The organism is Scandinavium sp. M-37, from assembly GCF_043558715.1.
Lineage (GTDB): Bacteria > Pseudomonadota > Gammaproteobacteria > Enterobacterales > Enterobacteriaceae > Scandinavium > Scandinavium vulneris_A.
In genome coordinates this window covers 35,183-54,362 of record NZ_JBIGIN010000005.1, presented here as the reverse complement: position 1 = coordinate 54,362, position 19,180 = coordinate 35,183, and the positions used below count along the sequence as shown (strand labels likewise).

Sequence of the window (19,180 nt, the reverse complement as noted above, 5' to 3'; positions counted from 1 at the left end):
AATATCGCGTAAAAGTACTCGTGCCGGGGCTTTCAGGCAAGGGGAATTCGCTGGTTTTGTGAAAAGGTGATAAGGTGCCTTTCCAGATAAATGTGAGAGTGAAAGATGGATTGCCGACCGGACTGTGGCGCCTGTTGTACCGCGCCTTCGATTTCCAGCCCAATCCCGGGAATGCCCCACGGCAAGCCTGCTAACACGCCTTGCATTCAGCTCGACGAGCGACTGCGTTGCAAACTCTTTGGCTCGCCGCTACGCCCGAAAGTGTGCGCCGGACTCCAGCCTTCGACCGAGATGTGCGGTACCTCGTCACAGCAGGCCATGACCTATCTCATCAATCTCGAAGCCCTCACGACCCCTTAAACATCTTTAATCCGCCACAGCCCAAAGGTGGTGGTGATGCACATTGCCAGCGCAATCCAGAATACCGCGTGATAGCTCCAGATTTCTGCCACCACGCCCGCCATTGAACCGGCGATTATCCAGCCCACGCGCGTGGTGTTGCTGTACAGCGTGGTCGCGGCTCCCGCCTGACCGGGCATCAAATCCTGAAAATAGAGCATCCCAATTCCGGCGAGAATACCGATGTAAATCGCATTCAGCAGTTGCATCGCCAGCAGCAGTGCAGGGGAGTGAACGGTCAACATGCCGACGTAAAACAGTATTCCCGCGACCACCGCTATACGCATCAGAAAACGCTTACCAAAACGCTTCGCATAATAACCGGCAATCAGCATGGTGGGGATTTCCAGCCCGGCGGCGGTACCCATCATCACCCCGGCGAGTTTTTCCGGCAGATGCAGTTCATCAATAATGAACAGCGGCATATTAATAATGTACAGGCTGTTAGTGCCCCACATCAGCGTACAGATGCCGAACAGCAGCAGCGCGTCTCGGCGGTTAGTGCGCGGGGCTTCTATACGCGTGCCTGCGGCCGGGCGCACTTTGCGCATACTCGGCAGGAAAAACCACACAATTACCCCGCAGATGACATACGCCACGGCGGCGGAAAGATACATGGTCGTAAAGCCAAAACCCATCGCTAACGCATAGGCCACCGGCGGGCCAATGACCCACGCCAGAGAGACCTGGGCACGTAGAATCGAGCTGAACATCACTGCTTCACGGCCGGTTTTATCGGCGTGTTCACGGGCAAGGGCAAACATCTGGGGGTTGGAAGTCGAGCCAAAGCTGCTCAGGAAGACGCCGACAAACAGCAGAATGAAATAATTGCGGTTCCAGGCAAACAGCACGCAGGCCATCATGCCTAACAAACAGCAGAAGACGATCAGCGATTTACGATCGCCCTGGCGGTCTGAACGACCGGCGAGAAACTGGCTCACCAGAATGCCGATAACCGCGCTACCGGTAAAGAAGAAGCCGACCATCGCCGGGCGGACATGGACTTCGTTAGTCAGGAACAGGCTGAGCGTCGGGGTCTGTAACGCGCCAGCAATACCTGTCAGGAAGGCGACCAGCAGGAAGGCGGATGAGGTCAGATCAAATCCCCGCCTCGGGGCTACAACGGTAGTGTTAGACATGTTGGGTTATCAGATATCAGGAAGAGGCCGGATTTTACGCTGGCTATCAGAAAATAAACAGTGGATGTATCAAGTTCTGCACAAAAAATCAAAATGGCATTTCATAATAAGAATCACTCCAGCTGAAAAGTGCTGAACGCAGCGGCTGAAGGCCATTATCGCGTCAGCAAAATGGGTGTGATTGATAACGAAATGTGCAGTAGCTCTAAATTCTGACATCCAAAAATAAACATTTCTTGCGCATTATACAGGGCTGACCCAGACTGATTGAAACGTTTCAGCGTCATCTATTCATCCTACGGGAAGCAGGGTGGCGTATTTTTTCTCATAATGGCTGAAACGATTCAATTCAGCGAGAGAGGAGAACCATGTTCCAGTTATCAACTCAGGATATTCATCCCGGTCAGCAGGCCGGGAATAAAGAAGAGGCGATTCGTCAGGTCGCGTCTGCGCTGGTTAGCGCGGGCAACGTGGCCAACGGCTACGTCGACGGTATGCTGGCTCGCGAGCAGCAGACCTCTACGTTTCTTGGCAACGGTATCGCCATCCCTCATGGCACCACAGACACCCGCGATCAGGTGCTGAAGACCGGCGTTCAGGTGTATCAGTTCCCGCAGGGCGTGACCTGGGGCGAAGGTCAGACGGCGTACGTCGCGATCGGTATTGCCGCCAGCTCCGATGAACACCTTGGTCTGCTGCGTCAGCTGACGCACGTGCTGAGCGACGACGCGGTGGCTGAACAGCTGAAAACCGCGACGACTGCGGAAGAGCTGCGTGCACTGCTGATGGGCGAAAAACAGAGTGATGCGCTGAAACTGGATAACGACACCCTGACGCTCGACGTTGCGGCAAGTGATTTAGTGACGCTGCAAGCGCTTAACGCCGGACGTCTGAAAGAAGCCGCTGCGGTCGATGCGGCGTTTGTGGCGCATGTCATTAACGACAAGCCGCTAAACCTGGGTCAGGGGATCTGGCTGAATGACAGTGCTGAAGGCAACCTGAAAAGTGCCGTAGCCGTGAGCCGGGCCGCGACGCCGTTTAGCGTTGAAGACCAGTCAGTGGCTATGCTGCTGACCGTCGCGATGGCCGACGAACAGCCAACTGCGGTACTGCGCCGTCTGAGCGCACTGCTGCTTGATAACAAAGCTGAAACTTTGCTTAACGCCGATGCGGCAACACTATTAGCGTTGCTGACCAGCGACGATGCGCCTGCAGCCGACGTGCTGAGCGCGGAGTTTGTGGTCCGTAACGAGCATGGACTGCATGCCCGTCCAGGCACCATGCTGGTGAACACTATCAAACAATTTAACAGTGAAATTACCGTTACTAACCTCGACGGTAGCGGGAAACCGGCCAATGGCCGTAGCCTGATGAAAGTGGTGGCACTCGGCGTGAAGAAAGGCCATCGCCTGCGCTTCACCGCCCAGGGCGAAGACGCGCAGGTTGCGCTCAACGCGATTGGTGAAGCTATCGCTTCCGGTCTTGGGGAGGGCGCGTAATGAGCAGACGTGTTGCCACCATCACCCTCAATCCGGCCTATGATCTCGTCGGGTTTACCCCGGAAGTTGAACGCGGCGAAGTGAACCTGGTGCGTACCACCGGTCTGCATGCGGCGGGTAAAGGCATTAACGTGGCCAAGGTGCTGAAAGATCTTGGCATCGATGTGACCGTCGGCGGCTTCCTGGGGAAAGACAATCAGGATGGTTTCCAGCAGCTGTTCAGCGAGCTGGGCATCGCCAACCGTTTCCAGGTAGTGCAGGGCCGAACCCGTATCAACGTCAAACTGACGGAAAAAGACGGCGAAGTGACTGACTTTAACTTTTCCGGTTTCGATGTCACCGCAGGCGATTGGGAACGTTTCGTCAACGATTCTCTCTCCTGGCTGGGCCAGTTCGATATGGTCTGCGTCAGCGGCAGTCTGCCAGCGGGCGTCAGCCCGGAAGCGTTCACCGACTGGATGACGCGTCTGCGCAGCCAGTGTCCGTGCATCATTTTCGACAGCAGCCGTGAAGCGCTGGTGGCGGGTCTGAAAGCTGCACCGTGGCTGGTGAAACCGAACCGTCGCGAGCTGGAAATCTGGGCCGGTCGCAAGCTGCCAGAAATGAAAGACGTGATTGAAGCCGCGCACGCACTGCGCGAACAGGGCATTGCTCATGTGGTGATTTCACTGGGTGCCGAAGGCGCATTGTGGGTCAACGCATCCGGCGAATGGATTGCAAAACCACCGTCAGTTGAAGTGGTCAGCACCGTTGGCGCCGGGGATTCGATGGTTGGCGGCCTGATTTATGGCCTGCTGATGCGTGAATCCAGTGAACATACCTTACGCCTGGCAACCGCCGTCGCCGCACTGGCCGTTAGTCAGAGTAACGTAGGCATTACCGATCGTACCCAGTTGGCCGCGATGATGGCGCGCGTTGACTTACAACCCTTCAATTGACAGCAGGAGAGGCATAATGAAAACGCTGCTGATTATCGACTCCGGGCTCGGACAGGCACGCGCCTATATGGCGAAAACCCTGCTGGGCGCGGCGGCTGCAAAAGCCCGTCTAGAGATTATCGACAACCCGAACGACGCTGAACTGGTGATCGTTCTTGGCACTGCGCTGCCCGCTGACAGCGCGCTGAACGGCAAACAGGTTTACCTCGGCGATGTGAATCGTGCGGTGGCGCATCCGGAACTGTTCCTCGGTGAAGCCAAATCGCACGCGGCACCGTACGTGACCCCTGCGTCAATTGCACCGGTAGCGAAAAGCGGTGCCAAACGCATCGTGGCCGTTACCGCGTGTCCAACCGGGGTGGCGCACACCTTTATGGCGGCTGAAGCCATTGAAACCGAAGCCAAAAAACGCGGCTGGTGGGTGAAGGTTGAAACCCGCGGTTCCGTCGGTGCTGGCAATGCCATCACCCCGGAAGAAGTGGCTGAAGCGGACCTGGTTATCGTCGCGGCAGACATCGAAGTAGACCTGGCGAAATTTGCGGGTAAACCGATGTACCGCACTTCTACCGGTCTGGCGCTGAAGAAAACCGCGCAGGAACTGGATAAAGCGGTAGTGGAAGCCCAGACATACCAGCCGTCAGGCAACGTACAGACGGCTCAGGAAGGCAAGAAAAAAGGCGGCGGAGCGTACAGCCACCTGCTGACCGGCGTGTCGTACATGCTGCCGATGGTGGTGGCGGGCGGTCTGTGTATCGCTCTGTCTTTCGCCTTCGGTATCACGGCCTTTAAAGAAGAAGGCACGCTGGCGGCGGCGCTGATGCAAATCGGTGGCGGTTCCGCATTCGCCCTGATGGTGCCCGTGCTGGCGGGTTACATCGCCTTCTCGATTGCTGACCGTCCGGGTCTGACGCCGGGTCTGATCGGCGGTATGCTGGCAGTCAGCACCGGTTCTGGCTTTATCGGCGGTATCATTGCTGGTTTCCTTGCCGGTTACGTGGCGAAGATGATCAGTACCAAACTGAAGCTGCCGCCAAGCATGGAAGCGCTGAAGCCAATTCTGATTATCCCACTGCTCTCAAGCCTGGTTGTCGGTCTGGGGATGATTTACCTGATTGGTAAACCGGTCGCGGGTATTCTGGAAGGTCTGACCCACTGGCTGCAAACCATGGGCACCGCCAACGCGGTTCTGCTGGGTGCGATCCTCGGCGGTATGATGTGTACCGACATGGGCGGCCCGGTGAACAAAGCGGCGTATGCCTTTGGCGTCGGTCTGCTGAGTACGCAAACTTATGCCCCAATGGCAGCGATTATGGCGGCAGGTATGGTGCCACCGCTGGCACTCGGTCTGGCGACCCTTGTGGCGCGTCGTAAGTTTGACAAAGCGCAGCAGGAAGGTGGGAAAGCCGCGCTGGTGCTCGGTCTGTGCTTCATCACCGAAGGCGCTATCCCGTTTGCGGCGCGTGACCCAATGCGTGTTCTGCCTTGCTGTATCGTCGGCGGCGCGATCACCGGTGCCATCTCGATGGCGGTGGGCGCGAAACTGATGGCACCACACGGCGGTCTGTTTGTGCTGCTGATCCCTGGCGCAATCACCCCGGTGCTTGGCTACCTGTTGGCGATTGTGGTCGGTACGCTGGTGGCAGGTCTGTCTTACGCGGTGCTGAAGCGCCCGGAAGCGGAAGCTGTGGCGAAAGCTGCGTAACGGTAAGTGGTTAAAAGAAAAGGGCCGACATTGTCGGCCCTTTTGTCGTTTATGCCGCAGCCTCTTCGGTCTGCTGCGCTTTCAACCAGGCGATTTCTTCAGCCCAGATATCTGGATTCACGGTTTCCAGTACCATCGGGATCCCGTCGAAGCGGCTGTCCTGCATGATCCAGCGGAATGCATCGTGTCCGATATTCCCTTCACCTAAGCTGTGGTGGCGGTCAACGCGGCTGCCGAAGGCGCTTTTGGCGTCATTCAGGTGCATTCCGCGCAGGTAATTAAAGCCTACGATGCGCTCAAATTCGGCGAAGGTTTTTTCACACTCCTCCGCACTGCGCAGGTCGTAGCCCGCTGCAAATGCGTGACAGGTATCGATACATACACCCACGCGCGATTTGTCTTCCACGCCATCAATAATTGCTGCCAGATGCTCAAACTCGAAGCCGAGATTGCTGCCCTGACCGGCGGTGTTTTCAATCACCGCCGTTACACCTTCAGTCTGGGAAAGCGCGATGTTGATGGATTCGGCAATGCGAGCCAGACAATCGTCGACCGGGATTTGCATCAGATGGCTGCCAGGATGGAAATTCAGCAGCGTCAGCCCCAACTGTTGGCAGCGGGTGAGTTCATCCACAAACGCTTCGCGGGATTTTTCCAGGGCGTCAGCCACCGGATGGCCGAGGTTAATCAGGTAGCTGTCGTGCGGCAGGATTTGCGCCGGGGAGAAATGGTATTTTTCGCAGGCGGCTTTGAAATCGTCAATGACGTCGCTGGTCAGCGGGGCCGCGCGCCACTGGCGCTGGTTCTTGGTGAACAGGGCAAATGCAGTGGCTTCAAGTTCAGCCGCGCGGATGGCGGCATTGGCGACACCGCCGGAGGCGCTGACGTGTGCTCCGATGTATTTCATATAAGAAAAACTCCTGTTAAACCCGCCGGGGGAAGTGCTTAGCAAGTGCTAATCATAGCGGGTTAACAGGAGGGTGATACAGTGCTTTATGCCATCAGGGCATGAACGGCTACGTTAATCATGCCGCCGCCGACGATAAGCCAGGCGAACAATACCAGTGCCATCAGCAGGGGTTTAGCACCTGCTTTTTTCAGGGCGCTAACGTGAGTCGTTAAGCCCAGAGCGGCCATCGCCATTGCCAGCAGTACGGTATCCAGGGTGACCAACATATCCACGACCGCTTTCGGCAGCAGGTGGAAGGAGTTGAAGATAGCCACCACGATGAACAGGATAGCGAACCACGGAATGGTGATTTTGCTCTTTTCACCACTGCCCGCGGGGGCCAGCTGTTTCACACGCGCTGCCAGAATCAGCAGGAACGGTGCCAGCATCATCACGCGCAGCATTTTGGCAATGACCGCCGCGTTTTCCGCTTCCGGGCTAATGGCATGCCCGGCGGCCACAACCTGCGCCACCTCATGCATCGTGGAGCCAATATAAATGCCGTAGGTCTCCGGGCTGAACCAGTGGGCCAGCACCGGGTACATCGCCGGGTAGAGGAAAATCGCAATCGTACCGAAGATAACTACAGTGGCTACCGCCACGGTGACTTTGCTGGATTCGGCTTTCAGCACTGGTTCGGTAGCCAGAACCGCCGCCGCGCCACAAATGCTGCTCCCCGCACCAATCAGCCAGCTGGTGTGTTTATCCAGACCAAATACTTTCTGTCCGAGGAATGCTGCCAACAAAAAGGTACTGGTGAGCGTCAGGACGTCAATCGCAATTCCGCTGAAGCCGACGTCAGCAATTTGCGAAAACGTCAGGCGGAAGCCATACAGAATGATGCCCAGACGCAGCAGATGCTGTTTGGCGAACAAAACGCCGCCGTCGCAGCGCTGCCAGATTTTGGGGTAAACCGTATTGCCAAGCACCATGCCGAGCAGGATAGCCATCGTTAACGCGCTAAATCCAGCGCCTGCAATGGCCGGAATGCTGCCAGTCCACAGCGCCACGCCGGTAATCAGGGCGGTGAGCGCCAGGCCTGGGACAAAATGTCCCAATGAATGTCGGTGTCTGTTGAGGGTGAATGCTGTCATAACCTTCTCCTTTATCTGGGTTAAAGGTTACGCCGCTGTGGCTTAAAATTAAAATTGATTATATATTTATAATCAATCTGAATAACCGATAAGTAAGAGTCTTCTATGCACATCACCTTGCGCCAGCTGGAAGTGTTTGCCGAAGTGCTGAAAAGCGGCTCAACGACCCAGGCCTCGCAAATGCTGTCACTGTCGCAATCGGCGGTTAGCGCGGCCCTGACCGATCTGGAAGGGCAGTTGGGGGTTCAGCTTTTCGACCGGGTCGGTAAACGGCTGGTGGTGAATGAACACGGTCGCCTGCTGTATCCGCGTGCGCTCGCCACCCTCGAACAGGCCACCGAAATCGAACAGCTGTTTCGCGAAGACAATGGCCACATTCGCGTGTTCGCCAGCAGCACCATCGGGAACTACATTTTGCCGGAAATCATTGCCCGCTATCGTCGGGATTTCCCGGCGCTGCCGCTGGAGCTGAGCGTTGGCAATAGTCAGGACGTTATCAACGCGGTGAGCGATTTTCGCGTGGATATCGGGCTTATCGAAGGCCCGTGTCATGCCGCAGAAATTATCGCCGAGCCGTGGCTGGAAGATGAGCTGGTGGTGTTTGCCGCGCCGGGATCGCCCCTGCTGACCGGGGACGTCACGCTGGCCCGTCTCGCCGAAGCGCCGTGGATCCTGCGTGAGCGGGGGTCGGGCACGCGTGAAATCGTCGATTACCTTCTGCTGTCGCATCTGCCCGAATTTCATATGGGCATGGAGTTGGGCAACTCCGAGGCCATCAAGCACGCGGTGCGTCACGGCTTAGGCATAAGCTGTTTGTCGCGGCGGGTGATTGCCGAACAGCTCGACAGCGGTACGCTGGTGGAGCTGCAGGTTCCGCTCCCGCGCCTGACACGCATGCTGTGGCGCATTCATCACCGGCAGAAACATCTCTCCAATGCGCTGTCGCGTTTCTTACGTTATTGCGAGATTTGACCCACCTGGCGAAGCGGCGAGATAAGGGCTTTACTTATAATTTGCGCGTCATCATGAAGCTCTCTTATAACTGCGCATTTCCACCGGAAGGAACGCAGATCGTCTGCTACAATCGCGCCTCATTTTTTGGAAGGACAGCATTTTCCTATGGTTTCCGAAACTAAAACCACAGAAGCGCCCGCGCTCCGTCGCGAACTTAAGGCGCGTCACCTGACGATGATCGCGATTGGCGGTTCAATCGGTACAGGGTTGTTTGTTGCCTCAGGGGCAACCATTTCGCAGGCGGGCCCAGGCGGCGCACTGCTTTCTTATATTCTTATCGGTCTGATGGTGTACTTCCTGATGACAAGCCTCGGCGAACTGGCGGCGTTTATGCCGGTGTCGGGCTCGTTTGCGACCTACGGCCAGAACTATGTTGAAGAAGGCTTCGGCTTCGCGCTGGGCTGGAACTACTGGTACAACTGGGCGGTGACTATCGCCGTTGACCTCGTCGCCGCGCAGCTGGTGATGAACTACTGGTTCCCGGACACCCCAGGCTGGATCTGGAGTGCGTTGTTCATGGGCATTATGTTCCTGTTGAACTGGATCTCGGTGAAGGGTTTTGGTGAAGCGGAATACTGGTTCTCGCTGATTAAAGTCACCACCGTCATTATCTTTATCATCGTCGGCGTGATGATGATCCTCGGCATCTTCAAAGGCGCGCAGCCGGTGGGTTGGAGCAACTGGACGACGGGCGATGCACCGTTCGCCGGGGGCTTTGCGGCGATGATTGGCGTGGCGATGATTGTCGGCTTTTCCTTCCAGGGCACCGAACTTATCGGTATTGCGGCGGGTGAATCTGAAGATCCCGAGAAGAACATTCCCCGCGCGGTGCGTCAGGTGTTCTGGCGTATCCTGCTGTTCTATGTGTTTGCTATCCTGATTATCAGCCTGATCATCCCTTATACCGATCCGAGCCTGCTGCGTAACGACGTGAAAGACATTTCCGTCAGCCCGTTCACCCTGGTGTTCCAGCACGCTGGCCTGCTGTCTGCGGCGGCGGTGATGAATGCGGTCATCCTGACGGCGGTTCTGTCGGCGGGTAACTCCGGCATGTATGCCTCAACGCGTATGCTCTACACCCTGGCCTGTGACGGTAAAGCGCCACGTATTTTCTCTAAGCTGTCCAAAGGTGGCGTACCGCGTAACGCGCTGTATGCGACCACGGTGGTCGCGGGGCTGTGCTTCCTGACCTCGATGTTTGGTAACCAGACCGTTTACCTGTGGCTGCTGAATACCTCCGGTATGACCGGGTTTATCGCCTGGTTGGGGATTGCTATCAGCCACTACCGTTTCCGTCGTGGTTACGTGATGCAGGGGCTTGATCTGAACAATCTGCCGTACCGTTCGGGCTTCTTCCCGGTAGGGCCAATCTTCGCGTTTGTTCTGTGTCTGATAATCACGCTCGGCCAGAACTACGAAGCCTTCCTGAAAGACACCATCGACTGGGGCGGTGTGGCGGCAACCTACATCGGTATCCCGCTGTTCCTGGTTATCTGGTTCGGCTATAAGCTGTCGAAAGGCACTCGCTTCGTACGTTACAGCGAAATGCACTTCCCGGAACGCTTTAAGCAATAAGCAATGTTCTTCTGAAACCCTCCCGTCGGAGGGTTTTTTTTTGACCGCATTCTACCGTTCAGAATACCCTTCAGACATAATTCCTCACAATTGAATTGATAATTGTTATCATTCTCTTTATCATCTTCGCACTTTCAGGATGAAGCCACTCCCCCGCATCTTGTCCGAGGACGTCACGGACCAGGGTGACCAGCCACATCTGCACTTTTTTTATTTGGTTGTTGTTTCACCTCATGGAGATTGGAAATGTTCAGGTTAAATCCTCTTGTTCGGGGCGGATTGTGCGCATCCGCATTTACGCTGGCGCTGCCGGTTATCGCCGCCAGTGATGCAGAAACGATGGTGGTGACCGCCGCCTCGACGGAACAGAGCGTCAAAGACGCACCCGCCAGCATCAGCGTGATTACCCAACAGGATCTTCAGCGCCGTCCGGTGCAGAATCTGAAAGATGTATTACAGGACGTGCCGGGCGTGCAGCTCACCAACGAAGGTGATAACCGCAAGGGCGTCAGCCTGCGTGGGCTCGACAGCAGCTACACCCTGATTCTGGTGGACGGTAAGCGCGTCAACTCCCGTAACGCGGTATTCCGTCATAACGATTTTGACCTCAACTGGATCCCGGTGGATGCCATCGAACGTATTGAAGTGGTGCGCGGGCCGATGTCTTCCCTGTACGGGTCCGATGCGCTGGGCGGAGTGGTAAACATCATCACTAAAAAAATCGGCCAGAAATGGCACGGTTCACTGACTGCTGATTCCACCTTTCAGGAACATCGCGATCGCGGCGATACCTACAACGGCCAGTTCTTCACCAGCGGTCCGTTGATTGATGGCGTACTGGGCATGAAGGCCTACGGGAATCTGTCCAAACGTGAAAAAGATGAGCAGCAAAAGTCATCTACCTCCAGCACCGGGGAATCACCGCGCATCGAAGGCTACACCAGCCGCGATGGCAACGTAGAGTTCGCCTGGACGCCGAACGATAATCACGACTTCACCGCAGGCTACGGTTTCGACCGTCAGGACCGCGATTCTGATTCGCTGGATAAAAACCGCCTCGAGCGCCAGAACTACTCCTTAAGCCACAATGGGCGCTGGGATCTTGGCAACAGCGAGCTGAAGTTCTACGGTGAAAAAGTCGATAACAAAAATCCAGAGCAGGCCGGGGTGATTACCTCTGAAAGCAACTCCATCGATGGCAAATACGTCCTGCCACTGGGGGCGATTAATCAGCTGATCACCGTCGGCGGTGAATGGCGGCACGATAAACTCGAAGATCCGGTCAACCTAAAGGGCAGTGGTAGCACGTCTGCCAGCCAGTACGCGCTGTTTATTGAAGACGAATGGCGCATCTTTGAACCGCTGGCGCTGACCACCGGCGTGCGTATGGATGAGCACCAAACCTATGGCGATCACTGGAGCCCGCGTGCGTATCTGGTCTACTCCGCGACCGACACCGTGACCGTCAAAGGCGGCTGGGCGAACGCCTTCAAAGCGCCTTCATTGCTGCAACTGAGCCCGGACTGGACGACTAACTCTTGTCGCGGATCCTGCCAAATTGTCGGTAGCCCGGATCTGAAACCCGAAACCAGTGAAAGCTATGAGCTCGGCATTTATTACGCCGGGGAAGAGGGCTGGCTGGAAGGCGTGCAGGGCAGCATCACCGCCTTCCAGAATGACGTCGACGACCGGATCAGCGTCAGCCGTACCGCCAACGTCAATCAGGCCAAAGACTACCCGAACTTCGTTGGACTCAATCCCGACGGCAAGCCGATTTTCAGCTATTACAACGTCAACAAGGCGCGTATTCGCGGCCTGGAAACCGAGCTGAAATTCCCGCTGGCGGAAGACTGGAAAGTGACGCTGAACTACACCTATAACGACGGGCGTGATATCAGCGACGGTGGCAATAAACCGCTGTCTGAGCTGCCGTTCCACACCGCTAATGGCGTGGTGGACTGGCAGGCAACCGAAGACTGGTCGTTCTACATGCAGGCGAACTACAGCGGTGAGAAACGCGCGATTGCTGCCAACGGCCCAACGCCGGGCGGGTATGTTATCTGGAATACCGGTGGCGGGTGGCAGGCGACGAAGAACGTCAAGCTGCGTGCCGGGGTGATGAACCTGCTGGATAAAGATCTCAGCCGCGACGATTACAGCTATAACGAAGACGGCCGACGCTACTTTGTGGCGGTGGATTACCGTTTCTGATGGCAAACCGCCGGGCAGCACTGTGTTTGCCCGGCTTTCAGCCTTTGTTGGCCCGGTAAGCGTTGCGCCACCGGGCAACAGACGGGCGTTACTTCACCAAATGCTGCGCATGGAAGCGCAGATGATCCTCAATAAAAGAGGCGATAAACCAGTAGCTGTGATCAAACCCGGATTGAATCCGCAGGGTCAGCGGCCACTGGCTCTGACGGGCGGCTTCAGCCAGCACCGCAGGCTGGAGCTGATCGGCCAGAAACTGATCGGTATCGCCCTGATCGATCAAGGTTGGGATAGCGCTGGCCGGATCGCTTTTCAGCATCAGCGCACAGCTGTCCCACGCTTCCCACGTCGCTTTGTCATCGCCGAGATAGGCGCTAAACGCTTTCTGCCCCCAGGGTACGCGGGTTGGGTTCACGATCGGCGCGAAAGCCGACACGCTGGTATATTTCCCCGGATTTTTCAGCGCCAGAATTAACGCGCCGTGGCCGCCCATCGAGTGGCCGCAAATCGCGCTGCGCTCGGCGACGTTAAACTGGGCCTGCACCAGCGCCGGCAGTTCATCACGCAGATAATCATACATGCGGTAATGCGTCGCCCACGGTGCCTGGGTGGCGTTGAGATAAAAGCCCGCCCCTTTCCCGAGATCGTAATTATCGTCGTCGGCGACGTCATCCCCGCGCGGGCTGGTGTCTGGCATCACCAGCACGATCCCCAGTTCGGCGGCTACGCGCTGCGCCCCGGCTTTGGTAGCGAAATTCTCGTCGGTACAGGTCAGGCCCGATAACCAGTACACCACCGGCGGTGGCGTATTATCGCGCGGCGGTGGCAGAAAAATGCTGAACGTCATGGCGCAGTTCAGGGTAGTGGAGTCGTGTCGCCAGCGTTGCTGCCAGCCGTCAAAACAGCGGTGCTCTTCGAGCAGTTCCATGCCAGGCTCCCGGATGAGTGATTGAAAATGTTCTGTTTCATCATACACATCATGCGCAGCGATGAGTAACTTTCACTTCCGCATTGGAGTTACATGCTGCATCATAAACGTAACTTTACATTAACATGTGAGACGAAAATGGCGCTACGTACCGCGCTGAGCGGCTTTGTCATGCTGGTGGTGGCGATGGGGATAGGGCGCTTTGCCTTTACGCCTCAGGTGCCGTTAATGATTGCTGACGGACAGCTCACGCTGACCAGCGCCGGGCTGGTGGCGGCGATGAATTATCTCGGCTATTTGCTCGGGGCGTGGGACGCGATGCGCGCCCATCGCGGGGTTGAAGGGCGGTTGTACGCCGGAGTCCTCGGCGCGGTTATCCTGACCTTTCTCTCCGCGTGGGCCGATAGCGCCTGGCTGCACGGCCTGTTGCGCTTAGTGATTGGGGCCATGAGCGGGTGGGCGATGGTACTCACTGCGGCATGGACTAACGAACGCCTGGCGCACGCTGGCCGACCGGGGCTGAGTGCGGCGGTATTTGCCGGGCCGGGGGCGGGCATTGCGCTGAGCGGTTTGCTGGCGGTATACATCCATTCGCAGCAGTTAAGCGCCGGGCGTGGTTGGCTGCTGTATGGCCTGCTGGCGCTGGTGTTGGTAGCGTTTGTTTCCCGCTGGCTGCCACGACCTGGTGATTTCCATCGACCGGGCGTCAAACCTGAACCGCTGACCTTAACCCCCAATTTGAAACGTCTGGTCTGGAGTTACAGCCTGGCGGGATTTGGCTACATTTTGCCTGCCACCTTTCTGTCGCAAATGGCCGCCGCGCGTTTTCCCGACAGCCTGTTTGCCCAGTTCCTGTGGCCGGTCTTTGGCGCGGCAGCGGTGGTCGGTATTGGTGTGAGCATTTTGCTTCGCGGGGTCGGTCATAGCTATCAACGACTGGCGATAGTGCTGTGGTTACAGGGCGCAGGGGTGTTGGCGGCGTGGCTGGTGCCGGGTATGAGCGGGCTGGTTATCGGAGCGTTGCTGGTCGGAGGCGGTTTCCTCTGCGCGGTTCAGCTGTCCTTACTGTATGGGCGCGAGCTCGCCCCACAGCATACCCGTTACATGGCCGGTTTGCTGACCACCGGGTATGCCGTCGGTCAATTGGTCGGGCCAATGACTTCTGCGCTGTCGACCTGGCTTACCCAGCGTCTCGAACCGGCGCTTGGCGTGGCCGCCATCGCGCTGTTGGTGGGCGGGGCGCTGGTCTGGCGTCCACAGCAAGAAAGGTTAAGCCAATTTCAATAATTATCGCCGTGAATACTGGATTCTGTGCGCGGCCTCACGCACAATGAGTGCTCACTTTGCCCTCAGAGTGCAAAGGTCGCCACACCTGCAGGAGAACAAGAATGTCATCATTGAGTAAAGAAGCCGCCCTGGTTCATGAGGCGCTGTTAGCGCGTGGTCTCGAAACGCCGCTGCGTCCGCCGGTTAATATGGACAATGAAACGCGCAAGCGTCTTATTTCCGGTCATATGAGCGAAATTATGCAGCTGCTCAATCTCGATCTCAGCGATGACAGCCTGACCGAAACGCCGCACCGCATCGCCAAGATGTACGTCGACGAAATCTTCTCCGGTCTTGATTACGCCAACTTCCCAAAAATCACCGTCATTGAGAATAAAATGAAGGTGGATGAAATGGTGACCGTGCGCGACATCACCCTGACCAGCACCTGCGAACACCACTTCGTGACCATCGATGGCAAAGCCACCGTGGCCTATATCCCGAAAGAGTCGGTGATTGGCCTGTCGAAAATTAACCGCATCGTGCAGTTCTTTGCCCAGCGTCCACAGGTTCAGGAACGTCTGACGCAGCAGATCCTCACCGCGCTGCAAACCCTGCTCGGAACCAATAACGTGGCAGTGTCAATTGATGCGGTGCATTACTGTGTGAAAGCGCGCGGTATTCGTGACGCGACCAGCGCCACCACCACCACGTCGCTGGGCGGCCTGTTTAAATCCAGCCAGAACACTCGCCAGGAGTTCCTGCGCGCCGTTCGTCACCACAACTGATCGTCAAGCGGGTACTCATGGAGCGAAACGTCACGCTGGATTTTGTTCGCGGCGTTGCCATTCTGGGGATCCTGCTGCTGAATATCGCTGCCTTTGGTTTACCGAAGGCGGCCTATCTTAACCCCGCCTGGTACGGGGAGATCACCCGCCGCGATGCCTGGACGTGGGCAGTTCTCGACCTGTTTGCGCAGGTCAAATTCCTGACGCTGTTTGCTCTGCTGTTTGGCGCGGGCCTGCAACTGCTGTTGCCGCGCGGTAAGCGCTGGATCCAATCCCGACTTTCTCTCCTGGCGTTACTCGGCTTTGCCCACGGTTTGCTGCTTTGGGATGGCGACATCCTGCTGGCGTACGCCCTGGTCGGGCTGGTGTGCTGGCGTATGGTACGGGAAGCGCACAGCGCAAAGTCGATGTTCAATACCGGGGTGGTGCTGTATGTGATAGGCATCGCGGTGCTGCTGCTTTTAGGGCTGATCTCCGGTGATGCGCCGAACCGTTCCTGGATACCGGATGTCGCCAATCTTCAGTATGAACATTACTGGAAGCTGAAAGGCGGCATTGAAGCGGTCAGCAATCGCGCGGATATGCTGTCTGATAGCCTGCTGGCACTTGGGGCGCAGTACGGCTGGCAGCTGGCAGGCATGATGCTCATGGGTGCGGCGCTGATGCGCAGCGGCTGGCTGAAAGGCCAGTTCAGCCTGACGCATTATCGCCGGGTCGGCGCGTTACTGATAATCATGGGTCTGTTGATCAACCTGCCTGCGGTGATCGCGCAATGGCAGCTGGCGTGGGCCTACCGCTGGTGTGCGTTCCTGTTACAGGCCCCGCGTGAACTGAGCGCCCCGTTCCAGACTATCGGCTACGCCGCGCTGGCGTACGGCTTCTGGCCACAAATTTGTTCCTCCCGTCTGGTGGGGGCTATTTCCTGCGTCGGGCGTATGGCGCTGTCCAACTATCTGCTGCAAACCCTCATCTGCACCACGTTGTTCTACCGGTTCGATTTGTTCATGAAATTCGACCGGCTGACCTTGCTCGCCTGGGTGCCAGCCATTTGGCTGGTGAATATCCTCTTTTCCGTCATCTGGCTGCGCTACTGCCGTCAGGGGCCGGTGGAATGGTTATGGCGACAGTTAACCGCACGGGCCGCAGGGGTATCCATTTCTAAAACATCCAGATAACGATCTGGATCACAATCATTAACAAAACGGATGTAACCGTTTTCATCGGTGTGACCTTCTTCACGTAGTCCTTGTCATGTCGCTGCCAGAATAGCCACCTTGCTCAACACAGGGGGTGACTGTGAGTTGCTGCCATTTTCGACAGGACGGTGGTTATGATCACCATTCGTGATGTGGCCCGCCATGCGGGTGTTTCCGTCGCGACCATTTCCCGCGTGCTCAATAACAGCCCGCTCGTCAGCCCTGAAACCCGGGAACGGGTGATGAGCGCCGTAGCGGAGCTGGGCTATCGGCCCAATGCCAATGCTCAGGCGTTGGCAACACAGGTTAGCGATACCATTGGCGTAGTGGTGATGGACGTGTCGGATGCGTTCTTTGGCGCACTGGTGAAGGCCGTCGATACCGTTGCTCAGCAGTTTCAAAAAAACGTGCTGATCGGCAACAGTTATCACGAGGCTGAAAAGGAGCGCAACGCTATTGAAGTGCTGATCCGCCAGCGCTGCAATGCGTTGATTGTGCATTCCAAAGCATTGAGCGATGCCGAACTCAGCGAGTTTATGCACCAGATCCCCGGTATGGTGCTGATCAATCGCATTGTTCCTGGCTATGAATACCGCTGCGTCGGGCTGGATAACGTCAGCGGGGCGATGATGGCCACGCGAATGCTGCTCAATCAGGGGCATACTCGCGTCGGCTATCTGGCGTCCAGTCATCGAATTGAGGATAACCAACTGCGTCAGGAAGGCTGGCTGCGTGCGTTAAGCGAGCAGGGCATTGCTGCGCCCGAAGCATGGATTGGCACCGGCTCACCGGATTTACAGGGGGGCGAAGCGGCGATGGTGGAGCTGCTGGGGCGTAATCAGGGGCTGACGGCGGTGTTTGCCTACAACGATAACATGGCCGCCGGGGCGCTGACCGCGTTGAAAGATAACGGGATTGCGGTCCCGCAGCATCTGTCGTTGATTGGCTTTGATGATATCCCGATTGCCCGTTACACCGATCCGCAGTTAACCACCGTACGCTACCCGATAGTCTCCATGGCAAAACTGGCGACGGAACTGGCGTTAATGGGCGCGGCAGGCAACCTCGACAGCACCGCAACCCACTGTTTTATGCCAACCTTAGTACGTCGTCATTCGGTGGCGCTAAAGCAATCTGTGGGGGCGATCACTAACTTATAATGTCGCGTGATGTAACCGCTTTCAATTTGTGAGTAAATTCACAGTATCTTAACATTCGCCTGTCTATGATGTCAGCGTTTGTAAGGCTGAAACACTATGTAACGGTGATTAATCACTTTTAGTAGTGCAATAAAGCGCTAAACAATCAATTAAACGCACGTCTGGAGCGTTACCGAACACGGAAGATGGTTTTGGATAAATTTAACTTCGGCGGTCAGTAACAATTCCATAACGTTGTGCCTGCCGACATAAAGCTACCCTGCAAAAAAAATAACCGGAGATACCATGAATAAGAAGGTGTTAACCCTGTCCGCTGTGATGTCTTGCATGTTGTTCGGCGCTGCTGCTCACGCAGCTGATACTCGTATCGGCGTCACCATCTACAAATACGACGATAACTTCATGTCTGTGGTGCGCAAAGCGATTGAGAAAGACGGTAAATCAGCCCCGGACGTACAGCTGCTGATGAACGACTCTCAGAACGACCAGTCAAAACAGAACGACCAGATCGACGTCCTGCTGGCGAAAGGCGTGAAAGCGCTGGCCATCAACCTCGTTGACCCGGCTGCGGCAGGCACCGTTATCGAGAAAGCACGTGGTCAGAACGTGCCGGTGGTGTTCTTCAACAAAGAGCCGTCCCGCAAAGCGCTGGACAGCTATGACAAAGCCTTCTACGTCGGTACTGACTCTAAAGAGTCTGGCGTTATCCAGGGCGACCTGATTGCTAAACACTGGGCGGCAAACCCAAATTGGGACCTGAACAAAGATGGTCAGATCCAGTTCGTGCTGCTGAAAGGCGAGCCGGGCCACCCGGATGCTGAAGCGCGTACCACCTACGTTATCAAAGAGCTGAACACCAAAGGCCTGAAAACTCAGCAGCTGCAGCTCGATACCGCAATGTGGGATACCGCTCAGGCGAAAGACAAAATGGACGCATGGCTGTCCGGTCCTAACGCCAACAAAATCGAAGTGGTTATCGCCAACAACGATGCGATGGCAATGGGTGCGGTAGAAGCGCTGAAAGCACACAACAAATCAAGCATTCCGGTATTTGGTGTCGATGCCCTGCCAGAAGCGCTGGCGCTGGTGAAATCCGGTGCGATGGCCGGTACCGTGCTGAACGATGCGAACAACCAGGCGAAAGCGACTTTCGATCTGGCTAAAAACCTGGCTGATGGCAAAGAAGCGGCTGCTGGCACTGACTGGAAAATCGAAAACAAAGTGGTTCGTGTTCCATACGTTGGTGTAGATAAAGACAACCTGGCACAGTTCATCGGTAAATAATTTTATTTAAGTGTATATCTCCCGTGCTGGATAGTCAGCAC

The 19,180-nt window shown here is 56.4% G+C and carries 16 protein-coding genes; 12 read left to right on the top strand and 4 right to left on the bottom strand.

Features of this window, described 5'->3' with window-relative positions; translation table 11 throughout:
* Positions 1–105 precede the first annotated feature (105 nt).
* Entirely contained in the window at positions 106–360 is a 255-nt protein-coding gene (locus ACG0Z5_RS05735; RefSeq protein WP_394446024.1) for a YkgJ family cysteine cluster protein, read from the top strand.
* Here the strand turns inward: ACG0Z5_RS05735 and setB are convergent.
* Positions 357–1,538, bottom strand: a complete 1,182-nt coding sequence (gene setB / locus ACG0Z5_RS05730; protein WP_394446023.1) for a sugar efflux transporter SetB — start codon at positions 1,536–1,538, stop codon at positions 357–359. The genes ACG0Z5_RS05735 and setB overlap by 4 nt on opposite strands.
* 368 nt (positions 1,539–1,906) lie before the next feature.
* On the opposite strand from setB, the gene fruB reads away from it, so the two are divergent.
* Genes fruB through fruA form a run of 3 tightly spaced genes read left to right on the top strand, consistent with a single transcriptional unit; the run spans position 1,907 to position 5,677 of the window.
* Positions 1,907–3,037 carry a fused PTS fructose transporter subunit IIA/HPr protein gene (gene fruB / locus ACG0Z5_RS05725; RefSeq protein ID WP_394446022.1) on the top strand — a complete coding sequence of 377 codons (1,131 nt, stop codon included), beginning with the start codon at positions 1,907–1,909 and terminating at the stop codon, positions 3,035–3,037.
* Positions 3,037–3,975 carry a 1-phosphofructokinase gene (gene fruK, locus ACG0Z5_RS05720; RefSeq protein ID WP_110509390.1) on the top strand — a complete coding sequence of 313 codons (939 nt, stop codon included), beginning with the start codon at positions 3,037–3,039 and terminating at the stop codon, positions 3,973–3,975. Before fruB ends, fruK begins: the two co-directional genes overlap by 1 nt.
* 16 nt (positions 3,976–3,991) lie before the next feature.
* Entirely contained in the window at positions 3,992–5,677 is a 1,686-nt protein-coding gene (gene fruA / locus ACG0Z5_RS05715) for a PTS fructose transporter subunit IIBC (protein ID WP_394446021.1), read from the top strand.
* Between the two features lie 49 nt (positions 5,678–5,726).
* Here fruA and nfo read toward each other — a convergent pair whose 3' ends face one another.
* Positions 5,727–6,584, bottom strand: a complete 858-nt coding sequence (gene nfo / locus ACG0Z5_RS05710) for a deoxyribonuclease IV (RefSeq protein ID WP_394446019.1) — start codon at positions 6,582–6,584, stop codon at positions 5,727–5,729.
* 86 nt (positions 6,585–6,670) lie between these two features.
* Positions 6,671–7,720 carry a YeiH family protein gene (locus ACG0Z5_RS05705; protein ID WP_394446018.1) on the bottom strand — a complete coding sequence of 350 codons (1,050 nt, stop codon included), beginning with the start codon at positions 7,718–7,720 and terminating at the stop codon, positions 6,671–6,673.
* A 105-nt stretch (positions 7,721–7,825) separates the two neighbouring features.
* On the opposite strand from ACG0Z5_RS05705, the gene yieE reads away from it, so the two are divergent.
* The 3 genes from yieE to cirA all read left to right on the top strand — a co-directional run bounded on the left by yieE (position 7,826) and on the right by cirA (position 12,520).
* Entirely contained in the window at positions 7,826–8,692 is an 867-nt protein-coding gene (gene yieE, locus ACG0Z5_RS05700; RefSeq protein ID WP_394446017.1) for a DNA-binding transcriptional regulator YeiE, read from the top strand.
* Between the two features lie 147 nt (positions 8,693–8,839).
* On the top strand, positions 8,840–10,309 hold the full coding sequence (locus ACG0Z5_RS05695; protein ID WP_319628915.1) for an amino acid permease: 1,470 nt from the start codon (positions 8,840–8,842) through the stop codon (positions 10,307–10,309).
* 246 nt (positions 10,310–10,555) lie between these two features.
* The gene (gene cirA / locus ACG0Z5_RS05690) at positions 10,556–12,520 is read left to right on the top strand and encodes a catecholate siderophore receptor CirA (RefSeq protein ID WP_394446016.1); all 1,965 of its coding nucleotides are present in this window, start codon (positions 10,556–10,558) and stop codon (positions 12,518–12,520) included.
* Positions 12,521–12,608: 88 nt separating this feature from the next.
* Here cirA and fghA read toward each other — a convergent pair whose 3' ends face one another.
* The gene (gene fghA, locus ACG0Z5_RS05685; RefSeq protein ID WP_394446015.1) at positions 12,609–13,445 is read right to left on the bottom strand and encodes an S-formylglutathione hydrolase; all 837 of its coding nucleotides are present in this window, start codon (positions 13,443–13,445) and stop codon (positions 12,609–12,611) included.
* Positions 13,446–13,583: 138 nt separating this feature from the next.
* Between fghA and ACG0Z5_RS05680 the strand changes: the two genes are divergently transcribed.
* From ACG0Z5_RS05680 to mglB, 5 genes are all read left to right on the top strand, one after another.
* A complete protein-coding gene (locus tag ACG0Z5_RS05680; protein ID WP_394446014.1) occupies positions 13,584–14,732 on the top strand; it encodes a YbfB/YjiJ family MFS transporter in 1,149 nt (382 codons plus the stop codon).
* Between the two features lie 101 nt (positions 14,733–14,833).
* Entirely contained in the window at positions 14,834–15,499 is a 666-nt protein-coding gene (gene folE, locus ACG0Z5_RS05675; protein ID WP_319628919.1) for a GTP cyclohydrolase I FolE, read from the top strand.
* Between the two features lie 17 nt (positions 15,500–15,516).
* The gene (gene yeiB / locus ACG0Z5_RS05670) at positions 15,517–16,674 is read left to right on the top strand and encodes a DUF418 domain-containing protein YeiB (RefSeq protein ID WP_394446013.1); all 1,158 of its coding nucleotides are present in this window, start codon (positions 15,517–15,519) and stop codon (positions 16,672–16,674) included.
* 155 nt (positions 16,675–16,829) lie between these two features.
* On the top strand, positions 16,830–17,855 hold the full coding sequence (galS, locus tag ACG0Z5_RS05665; protein ID WP_394446012.1) for an HTH-type transcriptional regulator GalS: 1,026 nt from the start codon (positions 16,830–16,832) through the stop codon (positions 17,853–17,855).
* Between the two features lie 285 nt (positions 17,856–18,140).
* Positions 18,141–19,139, top strand: a complete 999-nt coding sequence (gene mglB / locus ACG0Z5_RS05660; RefSeq protein ID WP_394446011.1) for a galactose/glucose ABC transporter substrate-binding protein MglB — start codon at positions 18,141–18,143, stop codon at positions 19,137–19,139.
* Positions 19,140–19,180 lie beyond the last annotated feature (41 nt).

What these genes read in the sequence shown, in the direction of transcription:
- yieE (WP_394446017.1), top strand. Translation starts at nt 7,826, where the DNA reads ATGCACATCACCTTGCGCCAGCTGGAAGTGTTTGCCGAAGTGCTGAAA.
- fruK (WP_110509390.1), top strand. Translation starts at nt 3,037, where the DNA reads ATGAGCAGACGTGTTGCCACCATCACCCTCAATCCGGCCTATGATCTC.
- fghA (WP_394446015.1), bottom strand. Translation starts at nt 13,445, where the DNA reads ATGGAACTGCTCGAAGAGCACCGCTGTTTTGACGGCTGGCAGCAACGC.
- ACG0Z5_RS05735 (WP_394446024.1), top strand. Translation starts at nt 106, where the DNA reads ATGGATTGCCGACCGGACTGTGGCGCCTGTTGTACCGCGCCTTCGATT.
- fruB (WP_394446022.1), top strand. Translation starts at nt 1,907, where the DNA reads ATGTTCCAGTTATCAACTCAGGATATTCATCCCGGTCAGCAGGCCGGG.
- ACG0Z5_RS05680 (WP_394446014.1), top strand. Translation starts at nt 13,584, where the DNA reads ATGGCGCTACGTACCGCGCTGAGCGGCTTTGTCATGCTGGTGGTGGCG.
- cirA (WP_394446016.1), top strand. Translation starts at nt 10,556, where the DNA reads ATGTTCAGGTTAAATCCTCTTGTTCGGGGCGGATTGTGCGCATCCGCA.
- setB (WP_394446023.1), bottom strand. Translation starts at nt 1,538, where the DNA reads ATGTCTAACACTACCGTTGTAGCCCCGAGGCGGGGATTTGATCTGACC.
- ACG0Z5_RS05705 (WP_394446018.1), bottom strand. Translation starts at nt 7,720, where the DNA reads ATGACAGCATTCACCCTCAACAGACACCGACATTCATTGGGACATTTT.
- nfo (WP_394446019.1), bottom strand. Translation starts at nt 6,584, where the DNA reads ATGAAATACATCGGAGCACACGTCAGCGCCTCCGGCGGTGTCGCCAAT.
- galS (WP_394446012.1), top strand. Translation starts at nt 16,830, where the DNA reads ATGATCACCATTCGTGATGTGGCCCGCCATGCGGGTGTTTCCGTCGCG.
- mglB (WP_394446011.1), top strand. Translation starts at nt 18,141, where the DNA reads ATGAATAAGAAGGTGTTAACCCTGTCCGCTGTGATGTCTTGCATGTTG.
- fruA (WP_394446021.1), top strand. Translation starts at nt 3,992, where the DNA reads ATGAAAACGCTGCTGATTATCGACTCCGGGCTCGGACAGGCACGCGCC.
- ACG0Z5_RS05695 (WP_319628915.1), top strand. Translation starts at nt 8,840, where the DNA reads ATGGTTTCCGAAACTAAAACCACAGAAGCGCCCGCGCTCCGTCGCGAA.
- yeiB (WP_394446013.1), top strand. Translation starts at nt 15,517, where the DNA reads ATGGAGCGAAACGTCACGCTGGATTTTGTTCGCGGCGTTGCCATTCTG.
- folE (WP_319628919.1), top strand. Translation starts at nt 14,834, where the DNA reads ATGTCATCATTGAGTAAAGAAGCCGCCCTGGTTCATGAGGCGCTGTTA.